The sequence below is a fragment of the Kitasatospora sp. NPDC093679 genome (assembly GCF_040683455.1).
Lineage (GTDB): Bacteria > Actinomycetota > Actinomycetes > Streptomycetales > Streptomycetaceae > Kitasatospora > Kitasatospora arboriphila.
Genome location: NZ_JBFBDW010000002.1, coordinates 146860 through 164182, shown reverse-complemented (window position 1 = coordinate 164182; position 17323 = coordinate 146860). Strand labels below are relative to the sequence as shown.

General features: G+C 72.0%; 14 protein-coding genes. 4 read left to right on the top strand and 10 right to left on the bottom strand.

From position 1 onward, the window contains the following. Positions 1-201 precede the first annotated feature (201 nt). On the bottom strand, positions 202-1539 hold the full coding sequence (locus AB0O09_RS02800) for an FtsK/SpoIIIE domain-containing protein (protein ID WP_363539529.1): 1338 nt from the start codon (positions 1537-1539) through the stop codon (positions 202-204). A 2-nt stretch (positions 1540-1541) separates the two neighbouring features. Continuing rightward, entirely contained in the window at positions 1542-1871 is a 330-nt protein-coding gene (locus tag AB0O09_RS02795; RefSeq protein ID WP_363539527.1) for a hypothetical protein, read from the bottom strand. 202 nt (positions 1872-2073) lie between these two features. Here AB0O09_RS02795 and AB0O09_RS02790 point away from each other — a divergent pair, with 202 nt between their 5' ends. From AB0O09_RS02790 to AB0O09_RS02780, 3 genes are all read left to right on the top strand, one after another. Beyond that, positions 2074-2967: a GntR family transcriptional regulator gene (locus tag AB0O09_RS02790; RefSeq protein ID WP_363539525.1), complete on the top strand. Its 894-nt coding sequence runs from the start codon at positions 2074-2076 to the stop codon at positions 2965-2967. A gap of 119 nt (positions 2968-3086) precedes the next feature. Then, on the top strand, positions 3087-4313 hold the full coding sequence (locus AB0O09_RS02785) for a helix-turn-helix transcriptional regulator (protein WP_363539523.1): 1227 nt from the start codon (positions 3087-3089) through the stop codon (positions 4311-4313). 177 nt (positions 4314-4490) lie between these two features. Continuing rightward, positions 4491-4829 carry a hypothetical protein gene (locus tag AB0O09_RS02780; protein WP_363539521.1) on the top strand — a complete coding sequence of 113 codons (339 nt, stop codon included), beginning with the start codon at positions 4491-4493 and terminating at the stop codon, positions 4827-4829. Between the two features lie 1726 nt (positions 4830-6555). Here the strand turns inward: AB0O09_RS02780 and AB0O09_RS02775 are convergent. From AB0O09_RS02775 to AB0O09_RS02755, 5 genes are all read right to left on the bottom strand, one after another. After that, a complete protein-coding gene (locus tag AB0O09_RS02775) occupies positions 6556-7716 on the bottom strand; it encodes an acyl-CoA dehydrogenase family protein (RefSeq protein ID WP_363539753.1) in 1161 nt (386 codons plus the stop codon). An 8-nt stretch (positions 7717-7724) separates the two neighbouring features. Further along, the gene (locus AB0O09_RS02770; protein WP_363539519.1) at positions 7725-8942 is read right to left on the bottom strand and encodes a CoA transferase; all 1218 of its coding nucleotides are present in this window, start codon (positions 8940-8942) and stop codon (positions 7725-7727) included. Positions 8943-9102: 160 nt separating this feature from the next. Next, positions 9103-9609: a YbaK/EbsC family protein gene (locus tag AB0O09_RS02765; RefSeq protein WP_363539517.1), complete on the bottom strand. Its 507-nt coding sequence runs from the start codon at positions 9607-9609 to the stop codon at positions 9103-9105. 79 nt (positions 9610-9688) lie between these two features. Further along, positions 9689-10204, bottom strand: a complete 516-nt coding sequence (locus AB0O09_RS02760) for a hypothetical protein (protein ID WP_363539515.1) — start codon at positions 10202-10204, stop codon at positions 9689-9691. Positions 10205-10237: 33 nt separating this feature from the next. Further along, complete coding sequence (locus AB0O09_RS02755) at positions 10238-11251, bottom strand: DUF6777 domain-containing protein (RefSeq protein ID WP_363539513.1); 1014 nt, start codon at positions 11249-11251, stop codon at positions 10238-10240. A 591-nt stretch (positions 11252-11842) separates the two neighbouring features. Here AB0O09_RS02755 and AB0O09_RS02750 point away from each other — a divergent pair. Continuing rightward, complete coding sequence (locus AB0O09_RS02750; RefSeq protein ID WP_363539511.1) at positions 11843-13174, top strand: streptophobe family protein; 1332 nt, start codon at positions 11843-11845, stop codon at positions 13172-13174. Here AB0O09_RS02750 and AB0O09_RS02745 read toward each other — a convergent pair. The 3 genes from AB0O09_RS02745 to AB0O09_RS02735 are packed head-to-tail and all read right to left on the bottom strand — an operon-like array spanning position 13153 to position 17138. Further along, the gene (locus AB0O09_RS02745) at positions 13153-14253 is read right to left on the bottom strand and encodes a serine/threonine-protein kinase (protein ID WP_363539509.1); all 1101 of its coding nucleotides are present in this window, start codon (positions 14251-14253) and stop codon (positions 13153-13155) included. The genes AB0O09_RS02750 and AB0O09_RS02745 overlap by 22 nt on opposite strands. Then, positions 14250-14780 carry a hypothetical protein gene (locus AB0O09_RS02740; RefSeq protein ID WP_363539507.1) on the bottom strand — a complete coding sequence of 177 codons (531 nt, stop codon included), beginning with the start codon at positions 14778-14780 and terminating at the stop codon, positions 14250-14252. The genes AB0O09_RS02745 and AB0O09_RS02740 overlap by 4 nt, the downstream gene beginning before the upstream one ends. A gap of 6 nt (positions 14781-14786) precedes the next feature. Then, a complete protein-coding gene (locus AB0O09_RS02735; protein WP_363539505.1) occupies positions 14787-17138 on the bottom strand; it encodes an FHA domain-containing protein in 2352 nt (783 codons plus the stop codon). Positions 17139-17323: the final 185 nt, after the last annotated feature.

Below are 17323 nucleotides of genomic sequence, written 5' to 3'. Positions count from 1 at the left end.
GCGGAGGAGCGGTAGGGGTGTCGGGGGTGGGAAACGTCATGAGGGCATGACCCTTCTGCGTCACGGCGTGAGCGCGCCGGAAGTCGGTGAGGGGTGGGCCCCGGCAGGGGCGGAGGTGGGAGGTCGCGCCCCTGCCGGGATGGGGTCTGCGGGCGGCGGAGGCCCGCCGGGATCTGGAGCGAAGGCGAAGAGGGGTGCGCATCAGGCGGCCTTCACGTAGTCGGTGCCGGTGGGCAGGTCACGGACTTGGAGTCCGGAGTGGCACATGGCGTCGCTGATCTGCCAGCACGCCTCGGTGGGCAGGTAGACCGAGCGCATCCGCACGGGGGCGCGCGTGTCGCCGATGGAGGCGATGGAGACGCCCTGCGGCATCTCGCGGTCGGCGGCGCTGACCTCCAGTTCCCGGCCGTCCGGGAAAAGGTGGAGAAAGTCCTCCACGGTGTCGACCCGGTGGCAGATGCGCGCGGACAGGTTCGTGCGCATCGCCGTGGACAGCACGTCGGCCGAGGGCTTCTGGGTGATCAGCCAGAGGCGGATGCCGAACTTCGCGCCCTGGCTTGCGATCGCCAGGAGCTGGGCCTCGAACCGCTCGCGGGCCTTGCGGTCGGAATGCCGGGTGTAGTTGGCGACCTCGTCGATCACCACCACGAGGAGCGGCAGCTTCTCGCTGAACGCGGTGATGCGGTCGGTCCTTGCTGACCAGAACAGCTTCTCGCGGCGGTTCATCTCCTCGCGGACCCAGGCGAGGACGTCTGACGCCTCGTCGGGGTGCACGGAGGCCGAGACCTTGTGGGCGGTGCGCCACCAGGGGGCGGCTGCCGCGAGGTTGGGGTCGATCACGATCAGCTGCACGTCCCGCATCAGCGACGCGTAGGCGAGGAGCGTGTTGACGGTGATCGACTTGCCGGACCTGGTGACCCCGGCGATGAGGCCGTGCGCGCTCTTGGCCAGGTTTAGGCGGATCCGCTGCCCGTCCTCGTCCCACCCGAACAGGACATCGTCGGCCGTGGTGAGCGAGCCGGGTTCGACCGCGAGCGTGCCGTCCGCCCGGAACATGGGCGAGGGTACGAGGGTGTCGAGTGGTTCGCGGCGGAACCCGCGCGCGGTGATCTGACCAGGCTTGGGCTGGGTGATCTTGACGCGTGTCATGCCCCAGCCGTTGCGCAGGTCGTCGGCGGCGTCCTGCCAGGCTTCGAGGCCGACGCGGGGCAGGGTGTTGGCGGTGACGGTGACGCCGAACTCGTCGGCCTTGGTGGTGATCCGGGGGATGCGGATCTTCGGCTTGATCGCCTTGCCGTCGGCGTTCAGGTGCTCCAGGCCACTCGGAGTGGCGTCCTTGGCGGCGAGTTCGGCCATCGGAGCGAGCCGCTTCCAGGTGCGCCGGATGCGGCGGGCCTGACCGAGGCTGATCCGGGTCTCGGTGTCGGCCCGCAGCCAGCGCACCGAGACGAAGACCATCCGCCCCAGCAGCAGGGCCGTGGCCGGGACGAGCAGCCAGAGCAGGGTGTCGGGCGATATGTACGGAGTGGTCGTCAGCATGGTCAGGCCGCCTTCGCGGTGATGGCGGAGGCGCGGAATGCGATGCCGTGGCGGGCCTGGCCGTTGAAGTTGTTCTCCCACGGGGTGGCGACGAGGCCGGTGAAGGCGACGAGCGCGCCGGGCTTGGTGCCCTTGGCGAGGCCGGTCTCGGGGACGGTGACGGAGATCATCTCGGCGCGGCCGTCGAGGACGAACATCACGTCCGCGACGAGCAGCTTGGCGCCGGTCTCCTTGTCGAGGGCGATCTCGCCGGTCTGGAAGTCCTTCACCTTGTCGCGGACGACGCCCAGCATCGCGGTGGCGGCGGTGGTGTCGACGGGGATGGTGCGCATGTGTTCCTCCCGGAACGGGTGGGGTTCGTGTGGCCGCTGGTGCGATCACGTGCCGGAACGTTAGCACACTCCATCCGACCCCATCCAAGCCCATCCCTATTCGAATGGTTTCCACCCCATCCATGGCTGACTACCCTGGTGACCGGCGGATGCGGTCGGCACCGTTCTGCCTTCAACCCGCACGCCCAACAGAGGGGGACTGGTGTCCCAGCCCGATGGCCTTCGCCTGACCTTCGAGCGCATCGCCGACGACCTGAAACAGCAGATCAGGGACAACGCCCTGCGGCCCGGACAGCTGCTGCCCTCGCAGAGCCAGCTCATGAAGACCTACAAGGCGTCAAGCCTGACCGTGCAGAAAGCCATGGCCCTGCTGCGGGAGCAGGGTTGGGCAGTCTCGAAGCCCGGCAAGGGCACCTTCGTCAGCCAGACCGTAGACCTGGAGCGCGCCTACCAGACGATCAGCGCAGACCTGGAGCGCCAGATCCGCGCCGGCGACCTCGCATCCGGGGCCAAGCTGCCCTCACGTGACAGCCTCGCCGAGCAGTACGGCGCTCCCATCGCGGCGGTCGACGCGGCAATCCGCAAACTCCTCGACGAGCGATGGCTCACTCGGGACGAGTCCTGCGGCACTCCGGAGGTCTTCGTACAGAGTGCGGACGACCCGACGATGGCATCCCGTCTCGCCTACGAGCATCTGGCGAAGAAGATCGCCGACGGGACGCTCCAGGAGGGGACCGAACTCACCGACGAGCAGGTCGCCGAGATGCTCGGCATCGACGAGCAGGCCGCCCACCACGCGCTCGTCCTCCTGCTGGTCGAGGGCAAGGGAACGCGCATCCGTCGTGGCGTCCCCACCGAGACGGGCGGCATGAGAGTCGTGGAGGCCGTGGCCGTAGGCCAGCTCTCGGCGGTCCCGGGCGCGCTGGAGACCTACAGCGGCCCATCTCCGGAGGAGCTGATGACGCGCCAGCGCATCCAGCACCTGTCCGACGTCCTGGAGGACGCGCTGGAGCAGATCGAGGAGATGCGCGAGCGCATCGAAGCCCTGGAGGCCGGCGCCAAGCCGAAGAAGAGCACTGCGCGGAAGCCCGGCTGAATCCAGCGGTCCTGACGAGCGGGATCACCCGGTCGGTTACGGTCGGCCGCTGTTCACATCGGTTCCTGGCGGGCGGCGTACCGTTGGCGAGGAACGAAAACGCAGGTTCAGGGGTGGCCATGGCGCAGAGCATCGGGGACCGGATCGGGCGGTTGCGCCGACGTCGGGGCATGACGCAGGAGCAGCTCGCGGAGGCGTCCGGGGTGTCGGTGGCAACCATCCGGAAGCTGGAGCGCAACGACCGCGAGAGCGCCCGCATGGGCACGTTGCGCCAGCTCGCCCAGGCATTGGGCGTGAAGACGACGGATCTCATGCAGACCGGCCCCATCGAGGCCCCGGTCGCCCCGGAGGTCGACCCGGCCGGGATTCTGGCGATCCGTCGGGTGATCACACCCGCCCGGGGCCTGGGCCGGGTGACCCACGCTGACGACGCTCACGACGCCCCGACCATCACCAGCGTCCGCGCATCAGTGCGCGAAGGCAACCGCCTCTACCAGGGCGACGACTACGCGGCCACCCTCGGAGCACTGCCGAGCGTGCTGACCGAGGCCGCCCAGGTCGCCGAACTGGCAGAAGGAGAAGCCAGGTTGACGGCGCTGGAAGTACAGGCGTCGGCGTACCAGCTGGCGGGCTCCACGCTGATCCACCTGCGGCATGACGATCTCGCCTACCAGGCGCTGAACCGGGCGATCGACCTGGCCGAGCGCAGCGGCAACCAGGTCCTCGGGGCGTCCGCGGTGGTCTCGCTGTGCTGGCTACTGCTGCGGCAGCGCCGCTTCGACGAGGCCGAAGACGTGGCCGTCGCCACGGCGGACGCCATCGAGCCGTCCTTCCGGCACTCCACCGCCAGCCACCTCGGAACGTGGGGCTGGCTGCTACTTCGGGGATCGGCTGCGGCCGTGCGCAACAATCGCACCCCGGAGGCGGACGAGATGCTCCGGCAGGCCAAGGCCGCCGCCGTCCTGGTCGGTAGGGACGTGATCGACTACCACGAGTACTGGACGACCTTCGGCCCCAACACGGTCGCCATGAAGGAGGTCGAGAACGCCATGGTCCTGCGCGAGTACGGCAAGGCCCTCCAGCTCTCCGGCCAGGTCACCGCACCCGCCCGCTCCACCTCCAACAACCGCAACCGCCACCTGCTCGACCTCGCCGCCGCCCACACCGAACAGCGCGACTACGCGCCGGCCGCCGACATCCTGCTCGGCATCAAGCAGGCCGCCCCCGAATGGCTGCGCTACCAGCGATACGCCCGCGACATCGCCACCACCCTCGTCACCCGCCGCAAGCGCGGCCTGTCCCCACAGCTCGTCGAACTCGCCGACTTCCTCGCCGTTGAACTCTGACCAGCCCGGCAGAGACACCACGTATCAGATCCACACCGGCCAGCAGGCGAACTGACCCCACACGTTCCTGGGCCACCCGATGGCGACGCCCGACGATCTCAGTAACCGCACGAACGGCACGGACCGACATACGTCACCAACGGTCCGCGCCGAGCCGAACTGAGATGGGACGAAGAGATGACCAAGCCCGCGAAGCCCACCGCCGTCGTCTACCTGTGCACCGCCAAGGACGAGCCCGTCGTCACCCGGCAGGCTATGTGCGAGCGGATCGCCCGCGAGTCGGGCCTGCACCTCGCGGGCGTCATCCACGACGACGAGGGCGCCACCGAACCCGACCAGCGCCGAGGACTCACCTACGCGCTGCAGATGCTCCTCGACGGCGACGCCGACACCATCATCGTCCCCACCGGCGAGATGCTCTCCGTCCTGCCCGACGAGAAGGCCCGAGTCAGCCGGTCCGTGCGGAAGGCCGGCGGCCGGATCATCGTGGCCAGCGAAGTGAGCGCCCGTAGCTGAGCCCGGCCTCGTCCTCGGCACGTGGGGCTGCCGCCTCGGGGCGCAGGAGAGCGGGCCTCTCGACCATCGGCTGTGCCGTAGTCCAGTGCGGACATGGCCAGTCCAGTGAACAGCGGTGGCGGGCAGGCCGGTTCAGCAGTTCAGCGAGACACGGCCCTGGTGGTGGAGTGCGTCGAAACTTTCCTTACGGGTTCAAGGCGGCCCGCTTGCGCGGGCCGCGCGCGCCCGCAGGCCGAGCCGCCCCGCGCTTCCTGTCTACGCCCCACCGCGCGACGGCCCGGCTACCTGCGCGCGCAAAAGCGGAGAAAGGGCCGGGCAGGGCCCGGTGACGGCCCGGTAGCAGGCCAACAATGGGGCCAGCCAGGGAAGGCGGGATCGGCCAGCATCCGAGCCGCGTCGCCGGGTTGGTGCAGACCGGGAGGGCCGAGGGGCTCGCCGTGGGCAGGGGGGCCCAACACTGACGCACCAGGGCGGGGCTCGGTGCTCGGGCGCGGGCCGGGCGGCGAAGCGTGCTCTACCCACCTACCCGGGCCGGGGCCCGCGTCGGGCAAGGCCAGGGGGCCACTCGGGCCAATTGCGGGCAGGCCCAAAGCCTGCCCGAGATCGCGGGCAAGCTTACGGCCCCCTGACCATGCCCGACCCCAACCCGGGCAGGACACCGGCCAAAGCCCGCTCCACCGCCCTCACTGCCGCCCACCGCAAACCCCGGTGGTGTAGACCTCTGACGGCAACTCTGACGGCAACAGGGCCGGACAACAACGCACTTCCACGGACGTTGACGGACCGGTAGATTGCCGCTCACCTGCGAAAACGCACTCAGGAAGGGGTCGCCTATCACGCGTACTATGTGCTGGCCGGCCAGGCGCCGATCCTTGTTCACAACTCGACTCCGTGCGTTTCAGGAGTTCCAACAACCCCTACTGAAGCTGCAACTGCAGTCCGAGATCTTCCTCGATGGGGCTCGGGGCTGAAGCAGGATGCGGTACACCGCGCCGCAGACCTGGCCATCGATGATATCGAAGAGCACGGAACAGTATTCCAACGTATCGGAGGGGACAAGCGGCCCTTCACCATTATCCAGGTCCCTGGAGGGATGAATGGGAATGTCGGACGATTTGAGTGGATTATCGAGGAGCGCGACGGCCTACTCCTGGTGAGCCATCAGAGATTCGTCAAGAATGGCTCCATAAATGGAATTCCAAACAAGCCCTGAGCGCGCCAGTCGCACCGATGTCAGAATTGGATTAAATTCAATGGAAATGGGCAACGAGAGATCTGCCTGGGGGCGCCGGATCGAGGAAGCGCTGAATCAATATGGCGACGGACAAATAGGACTTGATGCCGTGGCAGAAGTTTTCCTAGCGGGAGTTTCCGAGACAACCTCTCGGCGTGGAGAAATCTACGAATCAGCTTACTCTTTGGCCGCCGAGCTTGAACGCCACCACGACCTCAGGACATCCCCATGGAACACCCCTGACGATGTGGGCCCCGAAGATGATCGAGACCTTGAGGAAATCCTCTCACAGGTTCGCCGAATAGCAATCCAACTGTAGTCGAAAGTTCACCTAAATAATTTAATAGAGCAGAGCCAATGAGGCCCTCGCCAATTTACGGCGAGGGCCTCATTGATTCTTAAGGGAAGGCGGCAGACAAAGGAATGCTGTAGAGAATTCGGCCCCTTAACAGCAGCGCCGCTGTTCGGAGAACCGGCAGCCGTCCGAGGCCGTCAGCGGTAGGCGGGGATGCCCGTGAGGGCCTGGCCGATGACGAGGGTGTGGATCTCGCTGGTGCCCTCGTAGGTGAGGACGGACTCCAGGTTGTTGGCGTGGCGCAGCGGTGAGTAGTCCAGCGAGATGCCGTTGGCGCCGAGGATCGTGCGGCACTCACGGGCGATGGCGATCGCCTCGCGGACGTTGTTGAGCTTGCCGACGCTGACCTGCTCGGGGCGGATCCGGCCCTGCTCCTTGAGGCGGCCGAGGTGGATCGCGAGCAGGGCGGCGTTGTTCACCGAGACCGCCATGTCGGCGAGCTTCTGCTGGGTGAGCTGGAAGCCGCTGATCGGCCGGTCGAACTGGATCCGGTCGCCGCCGTAGGCGAGGGCGGTCTGCAGGCAGTCGCGGGCGGCGCCGACCGCACCGAACAGGATGCCGAACCGCGCCTCGTTCAGGCAGGACAGCGGTGCACCGAGGCCGCGGGCCTCCGGCAGCTGCGCGGAGGCGGGCAGCCGGACGTCGGCGAAGCTGAGCTCGGCGGTGGTGGAGGCGCGCAGCGACAGCTTCTGCTTGATCTCGCGGGCCTCGAAGCCGGGGGTGCCGCGCGGGACGAGGAAGCCGCGGACGCCCTCCTCGGTGGCGGCCCAGACGGTGGCGACGTCGGCGATCGCGCCGTTGGTGATCCACATCTTGGCGCCGTTGAGGATCCAGTCGTCACCGTCGCGGACGGCCTTGGTGCGCATGCCGGCCGGGTTGGAGCCGAAGTCCGGCTCGGTGAGGCCGAAGCAGCCGATCGCCTCGCCTGCGGCCATCCGCGGCAGCCACTCCTGCTTCTGCTCCTCCGAGCCGTACCGGTGGATCGAGTACATCGCGAGCGAGCCCTGCACCGAGACGAAGCTGCGGAAGCCGGAGTCGGCGGCCTCCAGCTCCAGGCAGGCGAGGCCGTAGGCGACGGCCTGGGTGCCGGCGCAGCCGTAGCCCTCCAGGTGCATGCCGAGGACGCCGAGCTTGCCGAGCTCGGGGGCGATCTCCCGCGGGAAGTGCGCGTTCTCGAACCACTCGGGCAGGTTCGGGCGGACGTGGTCGGCGAGGAAGCGGGCCACGGTCGCCTGGATCTCCCGCTCCTCGTCGGTGAGCAGCGAGGGGATGTCGAGCAGGTCCAGCGGGTCCTTCATCGGGCCGGTCACGGGAGGTCTCCGTTCGTGGGGTGGTTCGCGGGGTTGTTCGCGGGCTGATGGGGTGCGTCGAGCCAGGCGAGGAGTTCGTCGGTGTGCTCGCCAAGCCGTGGCGGGGCCAGGCGGTAGGCGGGCGGGGTGCGGGAGAGGCCGATCGGGTTGGCGACCAGGCCCTGGTCGGTGCGGGGCGCGAGTCCGAGGCGTTCGGCGAGGCCGAAGGCGCCGGCGAGGTCGTTGACCGGTCCGCAGGGGACGCCGAGCGGGGTGAGGTGCTCGAACCAGGCGGCGGCGGTGCGCATCCGCAGCCGGCCGCCGAGCTCCACGGCGAGGTCCTCGACGTGCGCCACCCGGTCGGCGTTGGTGGTGAAGCGCGGGTCGTCGGCGAGGTCGGGGGCGTCCAGGCCGCGGCAGAGGGCGCCGAACTGGCGGTCGTTGCCGACCGCGACCACCAGCGGTCGGTCGGCGGCGCGGAAGACCTCGTACGGGGCGATGGACGGGTGCCGGTTGCCGAGGATGCCGGGCACGGCGCCGGCCAGGGTGTAGCCGGCGGACTGGTTGACCAGGCTGGAGAGCAGCGTGGAGAGCAGGTTGACCTCGACGAGCTGGCCGCGGCCGGTGGTGTCGCGTTCGCGCAGGGCTGCCATGATGCCGAAGGCGGCGTGCAGTCCGGTGAGCACGTCGACCAGGGCCACCCCGGCCTTGACCGGCTGCCCGGGGCCCGGGCCGGTGACGCTCATCAGGCCGCCGACCGCCTGGATCAGCAGGTCGTAGCCGGGCAGTGCGGCGCCCTCGCCGGTGCCGAAGCCGGTGATCGAGCAGTACACGGCGCGCGGGTTGGCGGCGGCGACGTCTTCGTAGGCGAGGCCGTGCTTGGCCATCGTGCCGGGGCGGAAGTTCTCCACCACCACGTCGGCGCGCCGGACGAGTTCGAGGGCGCGGCGGCGGTCGTCCTCCTCCCGGAGGTCGAGGGTGAGCGAGCGCTTGTTGCGGTTGACCGAGAGGTAGTAGGTGGCCTGGCCGTCCGGCGCGTAGGGCGGCCCCCAGGCCCGGGTGTCGTCGCCGCCGTCCGGGCGCTCGACCTTGACCACGTCCGCGCCGAGGTCCGCGAGGAGCATCGTGGCGTACGGGGCGGCGAGCACCCGGCCGAAGTCCGCGACCAGCACTCCGGCGAGCGGCGCGCGCGCAACCGCTGCGTCGGCGATCGATTCGGTCGGTTCCGTCCCCATCGGCACCTCCTTCGTTCGGTGTGGCGCACATTCTGTGCACCCGAACCGCGGTTTGGCAGGCGACGAAATGGAGTGTCACCAGGGGGACCGGCTGGACGTTCCGTCCAGGTCCCCGCCGGCGCGGCGGCCGGGTGCGGGCGGTTCCGCCCGGTTCGAGGCGTCAGGCGGCGGGCGGGGTCGACAGGTCCTCGACCACCTCGGCGCCCGGCAGGTGGGCCAGCAGCGCGCCCGGGGCGATCAGCAGCTTGCCGGCCCGGTCGCCGCCGCCGAGCACGATCTCGGTGCGGCCGAGCACCGGCGCGTCGACGTACACCGGCATCCCGGGCGGCAGCGCCACCGGGGTCACCCCGCCGACCTGCATGCCGGTCAGCGCCACCGTCTCCTCCGCGCTCGCGAAGGAGACCCGGCGGGCGCCGAGCAGCCGCTTCACCGCCCGGTTGACGTCGAGCCGGCGGGTCGCCTGCACCAGGCAGGCGGCGTAGCGGCGCGGCTCGGTCTTGCCGACCACCAGGATGCAGTTGACCGAGTCCTCGAGCGTGTAGCCGTACTCTTCGCAGAACTGCGCGGTGTCGGCGAACGAGGGGTCGATCTCCAGCCAGGTGTACGGCACCGCCCAGCCGTCCAGAACGGCGCGGACGGACCCGGCGATGCTCTGCGTGCTCTCCATGTGGCCCGAAGCTACCAGCCGGTCGCCGCCGTCCGGCAGACCGGTGGCGACACGGCCGTTTCGGCGGTGCGCGGGCGGTTCAGCCCACCGGGGCCAGCAGTCCGGCGGGGAGGCCGAGGGCGGTGAGCAGGACGAGGACGAGCTCCTCGGCGAACGGGTCGGACTCCGCACCCAGCACCGCCGCCAGCGCCTCGGGATCGGCGGCCAGGCCGTGGGCGGCGGCCCAGTCCGCGGCGGTGGCGGCGGTCTCGGCCGGGTCGCCGAGCCGGTCCTGCGGGCAGTCGTGGTCGAGGGCGGCCTCCGGCGAGAGCACGCACGTCCAGGCGGGCCGTCCGGTGTCGAACACCTCCACCACGGCGAAGTCGCTGTCGAACACGAAGGCGTTCACCAGCGGGCCGCCCGTCTCCCGCGCGAGCGCCGACGACCTGAGGCCGTCGCCGCCGCTCGTCAGCAGCTGCCAGCCCTCGGCGGCGGCACAGCTGTCGGCCACGACCCCGGCGGCCCGGACGGCGGCCGTGCCGCTCAGCGGGGTGTCCAGGCGGGCGACGGTGAGGTTTCCGGTGAATCCCGTGCCGCGCACGCTAGTGCCGGGCACCGACAGTGCGGTGCCCGGCCCTCTGATGTGTGGTCAGGACTTCGGCGAGGCGGGCTCGGCGGGCGACTGCGGGGCCGAGGAGGCGCCCCCGGCGGACCCGCTGGACGCACCGGCGCCGGCCGAGGACTGGCCGCCCCCGCCCTTCGAGGCGGGCGCCGAGCTGGGCGGCGCCGACGGCGAGCCGGACTCGGAGCCGGACGGGCCGGAACTCGGGCCGACGGAGGGCGGGGTGGAGGTCGACGGCGTCCCGGGGGAGGGGACGCTGGTCGACGGGGAGCCGGGGCCCGAGGTCGACGGGGAGCCGGGCGGGGAGGTCGTCGGCGGCATCGTCACGTGCGTGGTGTCGTCGTGTCCCGTCCCGCCGGCCGGCCGGCCGAAGGCCGTACCGTTCGCATCCACCAGCACGACCGTCTGGATCGGCTGCGGCGCGGGCGTCACCGCGACCACCTGCCGGCCGTCGAAGCCCGCCCAGGGCTGCCCGTTGTAGCTCGCGGGGGCGCCCGGGTCGACCGGCGGCGTCAGCGGGTTGCCGCAGGCGCAGCGGACCCGCGGCACGCCCTGGTTGTCGATCAGCACGGCGGTGCCGGTCTGCAGCACCGCCTGGTAGGCGGTGGCCTGGCCGTTGCTGTAGCCGTGGTTGGTGACGCGGGTGTCGGCGCGCAGCACCACCGGGGTGAGGCCCTTGAGGTAGCCGTCGATCTGGTTCGGCTGGATGCCCTCGACGCCGGCCCAGGCCTTGGCCTTGTCCGGGTTGGCGGCGAGGTAGCCGCTGAGCTTGGGCACGTCGCAGCTGGAGACGTTCATGGTACCGCCGTAGAGGCCGACGTCGCCGCCGCTGCGGTTGCCGCCGGTCGGCGGTGCGACGGACGCCGTTGCGGTCGGGGCGGGGCTCTGGCCGGCGACGGAGTCGGTGAACGGGGCCTGCCCGGCGGAGCCGGCCGGCTGCAGGGCGACCGGCTGCGCGGCCGCGGTGGAACCGCCCCCGCCGGAGAGCACCAGGCCGAGGACGACGCCCAGCACCACGGCGGCGATGCCCGCGGGCAGCACCGTCCGGGGGTTGCGCCACCACGGCGGCCGCCGGTGCCCGCCGCCGCCGGCGCTCGAACCTCCGGCGCCGGCCCCGCCCGCGCCTCCTCCGCCGGAGTCTCCCCCGCCGCCGGTGACGACCGTGCGGGCGTTGCTCGGTGGGCCTCCCCGGCCGCCGGCACCGCCCGGGCCGCCGGGGTGCGCCCCCGGTCCGGAGGTGGGGCCGGACGGCGGTCCCGAGGGCCCGCCGGGGTACGACGAGGTGTGGCCCGGCCCCGCGGGGCGGTTGCCGGAGGACGGCGGGCCGGAGCCCGGCCCTGACAGCGGTCCGGAGGGCGGTCCGGACGGGTCCTCGGGCGGTCCGGACGGCTGGTCGGGTGACGGCGGCAGCGGGCTCACGGGTGTTCCTCCCGTTCTGGGCACCCCCGCACGCCATTCTCCGCGCGCCCGGCCCGGCCCGCGCGACAGCCCGCCCTCCCCCGCCTGCAGGCTCGCCGTTCCCGGCCACCCGGGCCCGCCCTCCCCCGCCGCCCGGGCTCGCCGTTCCCGGCCGCCGGGCGGAGGCTGGAAGGAGACCCCCACCGGATTGAGCCGACCCGGCAGGAGCCGATTGTGCGGACGAGCAGCGGGCCCGGCGCCCGCACCAGCGACGGGCCCGCGGCCCGCTCCGGCGGTGCCGTGGGCGAACTGCGGCACTGGGGCGAGGCCCTGACGGCCGTGGCGGCCGCGGTGGCCGCCATGCTGGCGGTGGCCGCGATCGGCCTGTACTTCGCCGGCGCGAACGACCTGCCCTCCGGGGGCTACGGCTCGGTGGTCGCGGCGACCGTGCTGATGGCCTGCGGCGCCTCCGCCCGGGTGGAGGGCGGGGCGGCGTTCGTGGCCGGGGCGAAGGGCGGCATCGAGGCCGTCCCGCTCTCCGTGTCGCTGACCGGCGCGCTGCTGGTCGGCTGGCTGTTCCTGCGCCCGATGCGGCTGCACGCCACCGTCTCCGGCCGGGAGCTGCTGGCCCGGGTGGGCCGGGTCGCCGTGCTGTGGGCGCTCGCGCTGCTGCTGCTGTCGGTCCCGGCCGAGAAGAGCTTCGTGGTGTCGACCGGCGAACCGCTGATCGACGAGCTGGGCGGCCTGGTCGGCGCCTCGCCGACGGTGGGCTTCACCGTGGACACCGGTCGGGCGGTCGGCCTCGGCCTGGTGTGGCTCGCGGTGGTGCTCCTGCTCGCCCTGGCGGTCTCCCGGCGGACCCCGCTGCCGCTGCCGCTGCTGCGCTTCCACACCGCCGTCCGTCCGGCCGCGCACGCCGTGCTGACGCTGCTGCTGGTCTACGTCGCCCTGGCGCTGCCGGCCGGCCTGGTGGAGGCCGCGGTCGGCGGGCACGCCCGGCAGACCCTTGCGGTGGTCTTCCTCGGCCTGCCGAACCTGGCCTGGCTGGCGCTCGGCATCGGCATGGGCGGTGCCTGGCACGGCCACGTCGCCGGCACGCTCGGCCTGCCGATGCCGCAGCCGCTGGCCGGGGTGCTGCAGCAGAACCAGGACGTCCGGCTGGACGCGGCCACCCTCACCGACCAGGACTCCCGGGCGTGGCTGCTCGTCGCCCTGGCGGTGGTCGCCCTGCTGTTCACCGGGCTGGGCATGGCGATGCACGCCCCGCCCGGCATCAAGGCCTGGCGGCACGCGGTGCACCTGGCGGTGGCGCTGGCGGTGGCGATGCTGCTGATCGGCGTGCTCACCCGGATCTCCGCCGCGTACGGCCTCACCCTGCTCGGCTTCGGCGGCAGCGGCGCGGCGGTGCTGGAGCCCGACCTGCTGGTGCTGGTGGCGGTGGGCGCGGTCTGGGGGGCGGTGGCCGGGCTGCTCGGCGGCCTGACGGCTGCCCGGGTGCGCCGCGACACCGCGCCGGCGGCGCGGCGGCCGGCGGAGCCCGGGGCTCAGTCGCGGTCGGTGCCGTAGACCGGCAGCGCCCACTCGGGGGGCTCCGGCGGGGGCGCCGGCGGGTCGGGCGGACCGGCGGCCTTCCGCGGTGCGACGGGCTCCGGCGGTGCGGCGGATTCCCCGGACGCCGGGGAATCCGCGGACGCCGGGGACTCCCGCGGCGGGGCGGGTTCGGCCGGCGCCGCGGACTCGGGCAGCTGCGGGACGAGTTCGGTCGGCGTCGGCACCGGGATCGCCGCGACGTGCTCCACGCCGTGCAGGGCGCCGACGAAGGCCAGGCAGCTGTCGTACCGCTCGTCCGGTGTCTTGGCGAGCGCCCGGATCAGCACGTCGTCGAGGGCGGCGGGCAGGTTGGGGCGGTGCTCGCTGAGGTGCGGCGGCGGGTCGTTGAGGTGCGCCCAGAGCTGGGCGAGGTCGTCGTCGCGCTGGTAGGGCGGGTCGCCGGAGAGCATCTCGTAGACCACGCAGGCGAGGCTGTAGACGTCGCACCGGCCGTCCACCGGCTTGCCGTTGATCTGCTCGGGGGCGACGTAGTCCAGGGTGCCGACGAACTGGCCGACGGTGGTCAGGCCAGAGAGCGACAGGGACTTCTTGGTGAGCCCGAAGTCGGTCAGGTAGACGTGCTCGGGGTGCTCGGAGTCGGTGCCCTCGGCGACCAGGATGTTGCCGGGCTTGACGTCGCGGTGGACGAGGTCGTGGCCGTGCGCGGCGTCCAGCGCGGAGGCGACCTGGGTGGTGATCCGCACGGTCTGGCGCAGTGAGATCGGGCCCTCGCGGTCGAGCAGGACGCGCAGGTCGCGGCCGCGGACGTAGCGCATGGCGATGTAGAGCAGGCCGTCGGCCTCACCGGCCTCGTAGACCGGCACGATGTGCGGGTGGTCGATGGCCGCGGCGGCCTTGGACTCGCGGGCGAACCGCTCGCGGAAGACGTCGTTGCGGGCGAGGTCGGGGGCGAGCAGCTTGACCGCGACCGTCCGTCCGAGACGCAGGTCCTCGGCGCGGTAGACGACGGCCATGCCGCCGCGGCCGATCAGCTGCTCCAGCCGGTAGGTGGCGAGTTGGTGGCCGGTCAGGTCGGCCGGTGCGGCGGTCGTCATCCGGCATCACCCCGGGCGCCGGCCGCGGACCGCTTGGCGGCGGGCGGGTCCACGGTGGCGTAGGTCTGCATCCGGGTGCCGTCGCTGAAGAACCAGCGGCCCTGGTCGAGGTCGAGCAGCCAGGCGGAGGATCCGTCGATGACGGCGCCGAGCCGCAGGTTGCGGCTGCGGTCGCGGAAGCTCTCCAGGTCGATCAGGCCGTCCGCGTACTCGCCGACCAGCCGGCGGTAGGTCGCCAGCGCCTTCTCCAGGGCGGCGAGCAGGGGGCGCGGGTCCTCCAGCGGGGTCAGCGGGTGGTCGGTGCCGGACGGCGGGTGGGGCAGGGTGACCAGCAGCCGGCCGTCGACCCAGGCCGACCAGCCGTTGGAGCAGACGATGCGCGCCCAGTTGCCGTTGTTGTCGGCGAGCCGGACGGGCAGCAGCGGGTCGAGCCGCACGGACGGCCGCGACGGGTCCGGGCTCGCCCAGGTCTGCAGCCCGTCGGCGGGCGCGACGTGGGTGGGCTGGAACTCGTACGGGGCCGTCATCCGCGGTCACCTCCGCATCACGGCGGGTTCGTGACGGCGCAGCAGGCGCAGGACCAGCAGGCCGAAGAGGATGCTCAGCACCACCATCATGCCCATGTCGAGCAGCCAGACCGAAGCCTCGTGCCGGAAGAGCGGATCGGCGGTCAGCGGTTTGGGCACCGAGGCGTGCAGGTCGACGGTGGAGGCCATGGCGGCGAAGGCCCAGCGGGAGGGGACGAGCCAGGAGAGCTGGGCGAGCACGGGTGTGCTGTTGAGCTGGATCAGCGCGCCGCAGAACACCACCTGGACGATGGCGACCAGCACCAGCAGCGGCATGGTCACCTCCTCCTTCTTCACCAGGGCGGAGATGAGGAGGCCGAGCATCATGGCGGTGAAGGCGAGCAGGGCGACCGCCAGGGTGATCTCCAGCAGCGGTGGCATGAGGACGCCTCCGCCGCCCTGCGGGCGCAGGTCGACGCCGAGCAGCGCGACCATGGTGAGCACCACCGCCTGGACGACGGTGACGGTGCCCAGCACGATGATCTTGGACCAGAGGTACGCCGATCTGGACAGGCCGACCGCGCGTTCCCGCTGGTAGATGACGCGTTCCTTGACGAGTTCGCGCACCGAGTTGGCGGCGCCGGTGAGCACCGCGCCGACGCAGAGGATCAGCAGCGCGTTGAAGACGCTGTCCTCGGCGAGCTTCTTGCCGGCCAGGGCCCGGGCCATCACGCCCATCACGAACGGCAGCGCGATCATGACCGCCAGGAAGGTCCGGTCGGCGGTGAGCGCGGTGGCGTAGCGACGGACGAGGGTGCCGACCTGGTGGTGCCAGCGCTGCGGGCGCGGGGGCTTGGGGGCCGGCGTCTCGGCGGCGGCCGGGGCGTGCGGTGCGGCCGGGCGGGGGTGGTCCATGGCGCCGGCGATGTAGCGGCGGTAGGAGGGCGAGGAGCGGTACTGGCCGGCCCAGTCGCGCTCGGTGTCGTTCTCGAAGGCGTCGAAGGCGTCCGGCCACTGCTGGAAGCCGAAGAAGTCGAGGGTCTCGCCGGGCGGGCCGTAGAAGGCGATCCGGCCGCCGGGGGCGAGCAGCAGCAGCCGGTCGCACACGTCGAGGCTGAGCACGCTGTGCGTGACCACGATGACGGTGCGGCCGTCGTCGGCGAGGTTGCGCAGCATCTGCATGACCGAGCGGTCCATGCCGGGGTCGAGGCCGGAGGTCGGCTCGTCCAGGAAGAGCAGCGAGGGCTTGGTGAGCAGTTCCAGGGCGACGCTGACCCGCTTGCGCTGGCCGCCGGAGAGGCTGGAGATCACCTGGTCGGCGCGCTTCTCCAGGCCGAGTTCGTGGATCACCTCCTCGACCCTGGCCTCCCGCTCGGCGGCGGCGGTGTCGTCGGGGAAGCGCAGTTCGGCGGCGTAGCGCAGGGCGCGGCGCACCTGCAGCTGGGTGTGCAGGATGTCGTCCTGCGGGACGAGTCCGATCCGGCGGCGCAACTCCGCGTAGTCGCGGTAGAGGTCGCGGCCGTCGTAGCGGACGGTGCCCTCGTTCGCGGGGCGCAGCCCGGTGAGGGCGTTGAGCAGGGTGGACTTGCCGGCGCCGCTCGGGCCGGCGACCGCGAGCAGCATCTTCTGCCCGACCGGGAAGGTGACCGAGTCGAGCAGCCGGCGGCCGCCGGCCACGGTGACGCCGAGCCCGTCCACGTCGAGGTCGACGTCGCCGGTGTCGACGTACTGCTGCAGTTCGTCGCCGACCAGGCAGAACACCGAGTGGCCGATGCCGATCAGGTCGCCCTCGCCGACCAGGGCGTCGAGCACCGGCTGGCCGTTGAGGTAGGTGCCGTTGTGGCTGCCGAGGTCGACGATCTCCCAGCGCCCGTCGGAGCGGGCGCGCAGTTCGGCGTGCCGGCGGGAGACCGACAGGTCCCCGACGACCAGCTCGTTGTCGAGGGCGCGGCCGATCCGGACGACCTTGGCCGGGAGCGGGCGGACGGTGGTCGGCGGCCGCATCGAGCCGGTAATGGCGGTCAGCGCCGACGGCCGCCGGTCGGCCGCGGGGCGCGATGGCAGCTCGCGCAGGGTGCAGCGCGGTCCGTCGGCGGCGCTGCCGAACCGCAGCTCGCTGCCGGCGCCGACGTCGAGGTGCCGGATCCGGTGACCGTCGGTGTAGGTGCCGTTGGTGGACCCGGTGTCGTCGAGCTCCCAGTGGTCGCCGTCGGCGTGCAGCACCGCATGGTGCCAGGACACCCGGGGGTCACTGAGGAAGACCTCGCTCGTCGGGTCGCGGCCGACGTGGTAGGTGCGACTCGGGCTGATGACCTGCGAGTCGCCTTCGGTCTCGAGTACCAGCTGCGGCGCGGTGAGCGCGGCGGGTCGCTCTCCCATACCGCCGATGGTAGCCGCGCCCCGGGAGGCACGCCCGCTTCCGCCGGGGCGCCCGGGCCGGGAGCGGGGCCGCGACGCGGGGCGTCCGGCGACATGCCCACGGCGGGGCGATTCGGCCGGAAACAGGTGTGTCACCCGGTATGTCTTGGGGCATGACGAGTTCGTACTGTCGGCCGCACACCGGG

Bases quoted from the DNA above. Each gene is read 5' to 3' on its own strand.
- AB0O09_RS02800 (WP_363539529.1), bottom strand. From the start codon at position 1,539: ATGCTGACGACCACTCCGTACATATCGCCCGACACCCTGCTCTGGCTG.
- AB0O09_RS02795 (WP_363539527.1), bottom strand. From the start codon at position 1,871: ATGCGCACCATCCCCGTCGACACCACCGCCGCCACCGCGATGCTGGGC.
- AB0O09_RS02785 (WP_363539523.1), top strand. From the start codon at position 3,087: ATGGCGCAGAGCATCGGGGACCGGATCGGGCGGTTGCGCCGACGTCGG.
- AB0O09_RS02780 (WP_363539521.1), top strand. From the start codon at position 4,491: ATGACCAAGCCCGCGAAGCCCACCGCCGTCGTCTACCTGTGCACCGCC.
- AB0O09_RS02775 (WP_363539753.1), bottom strand. From the start codon at position 7,716: ATGAAGGACCCGCTGGACCTGCTCGACATCCCCTCGCTGCTCACCGAC.
- AB0O09_RS02770 (WP_363539519.1), bottom strand. From the start codon at position 8,942: ATGGGGACGGAACCGACCGAATCGATCGCCGACGCAGCGGTTGCGCGC.
- AB0O09_RS02765 (WP_363539517.1), bottom strand. From the start codon at position 9,609: ATGGAGAGCACGCAGAGCATCGCCGGGTCCGTCCGCGCCGTTCTGGAC.
- AB0O09_RS02745 (WP_363539509.1), bottom strand. From the start codon at position 14,253: ATGACGACCGCCGCACCGGCCGACCTGACCGGCCACCAACTCGCCACC.
- AB0O09_RS02740 (WP_363539507.1), bottom strand. From the start codon at position 14,780: ATGACGGCCCCGTACGAGTTCCAGCCCACCCACGTCGCGCCCGCCGAC.
- AB0O09_RS02735 (WP_363539505.1), bottom strand. From the start codon at position 17,138: ATGGGAGAGCGACCCGCCGCGCTCACCGCGCCGCAGCTGGTACTCGAG.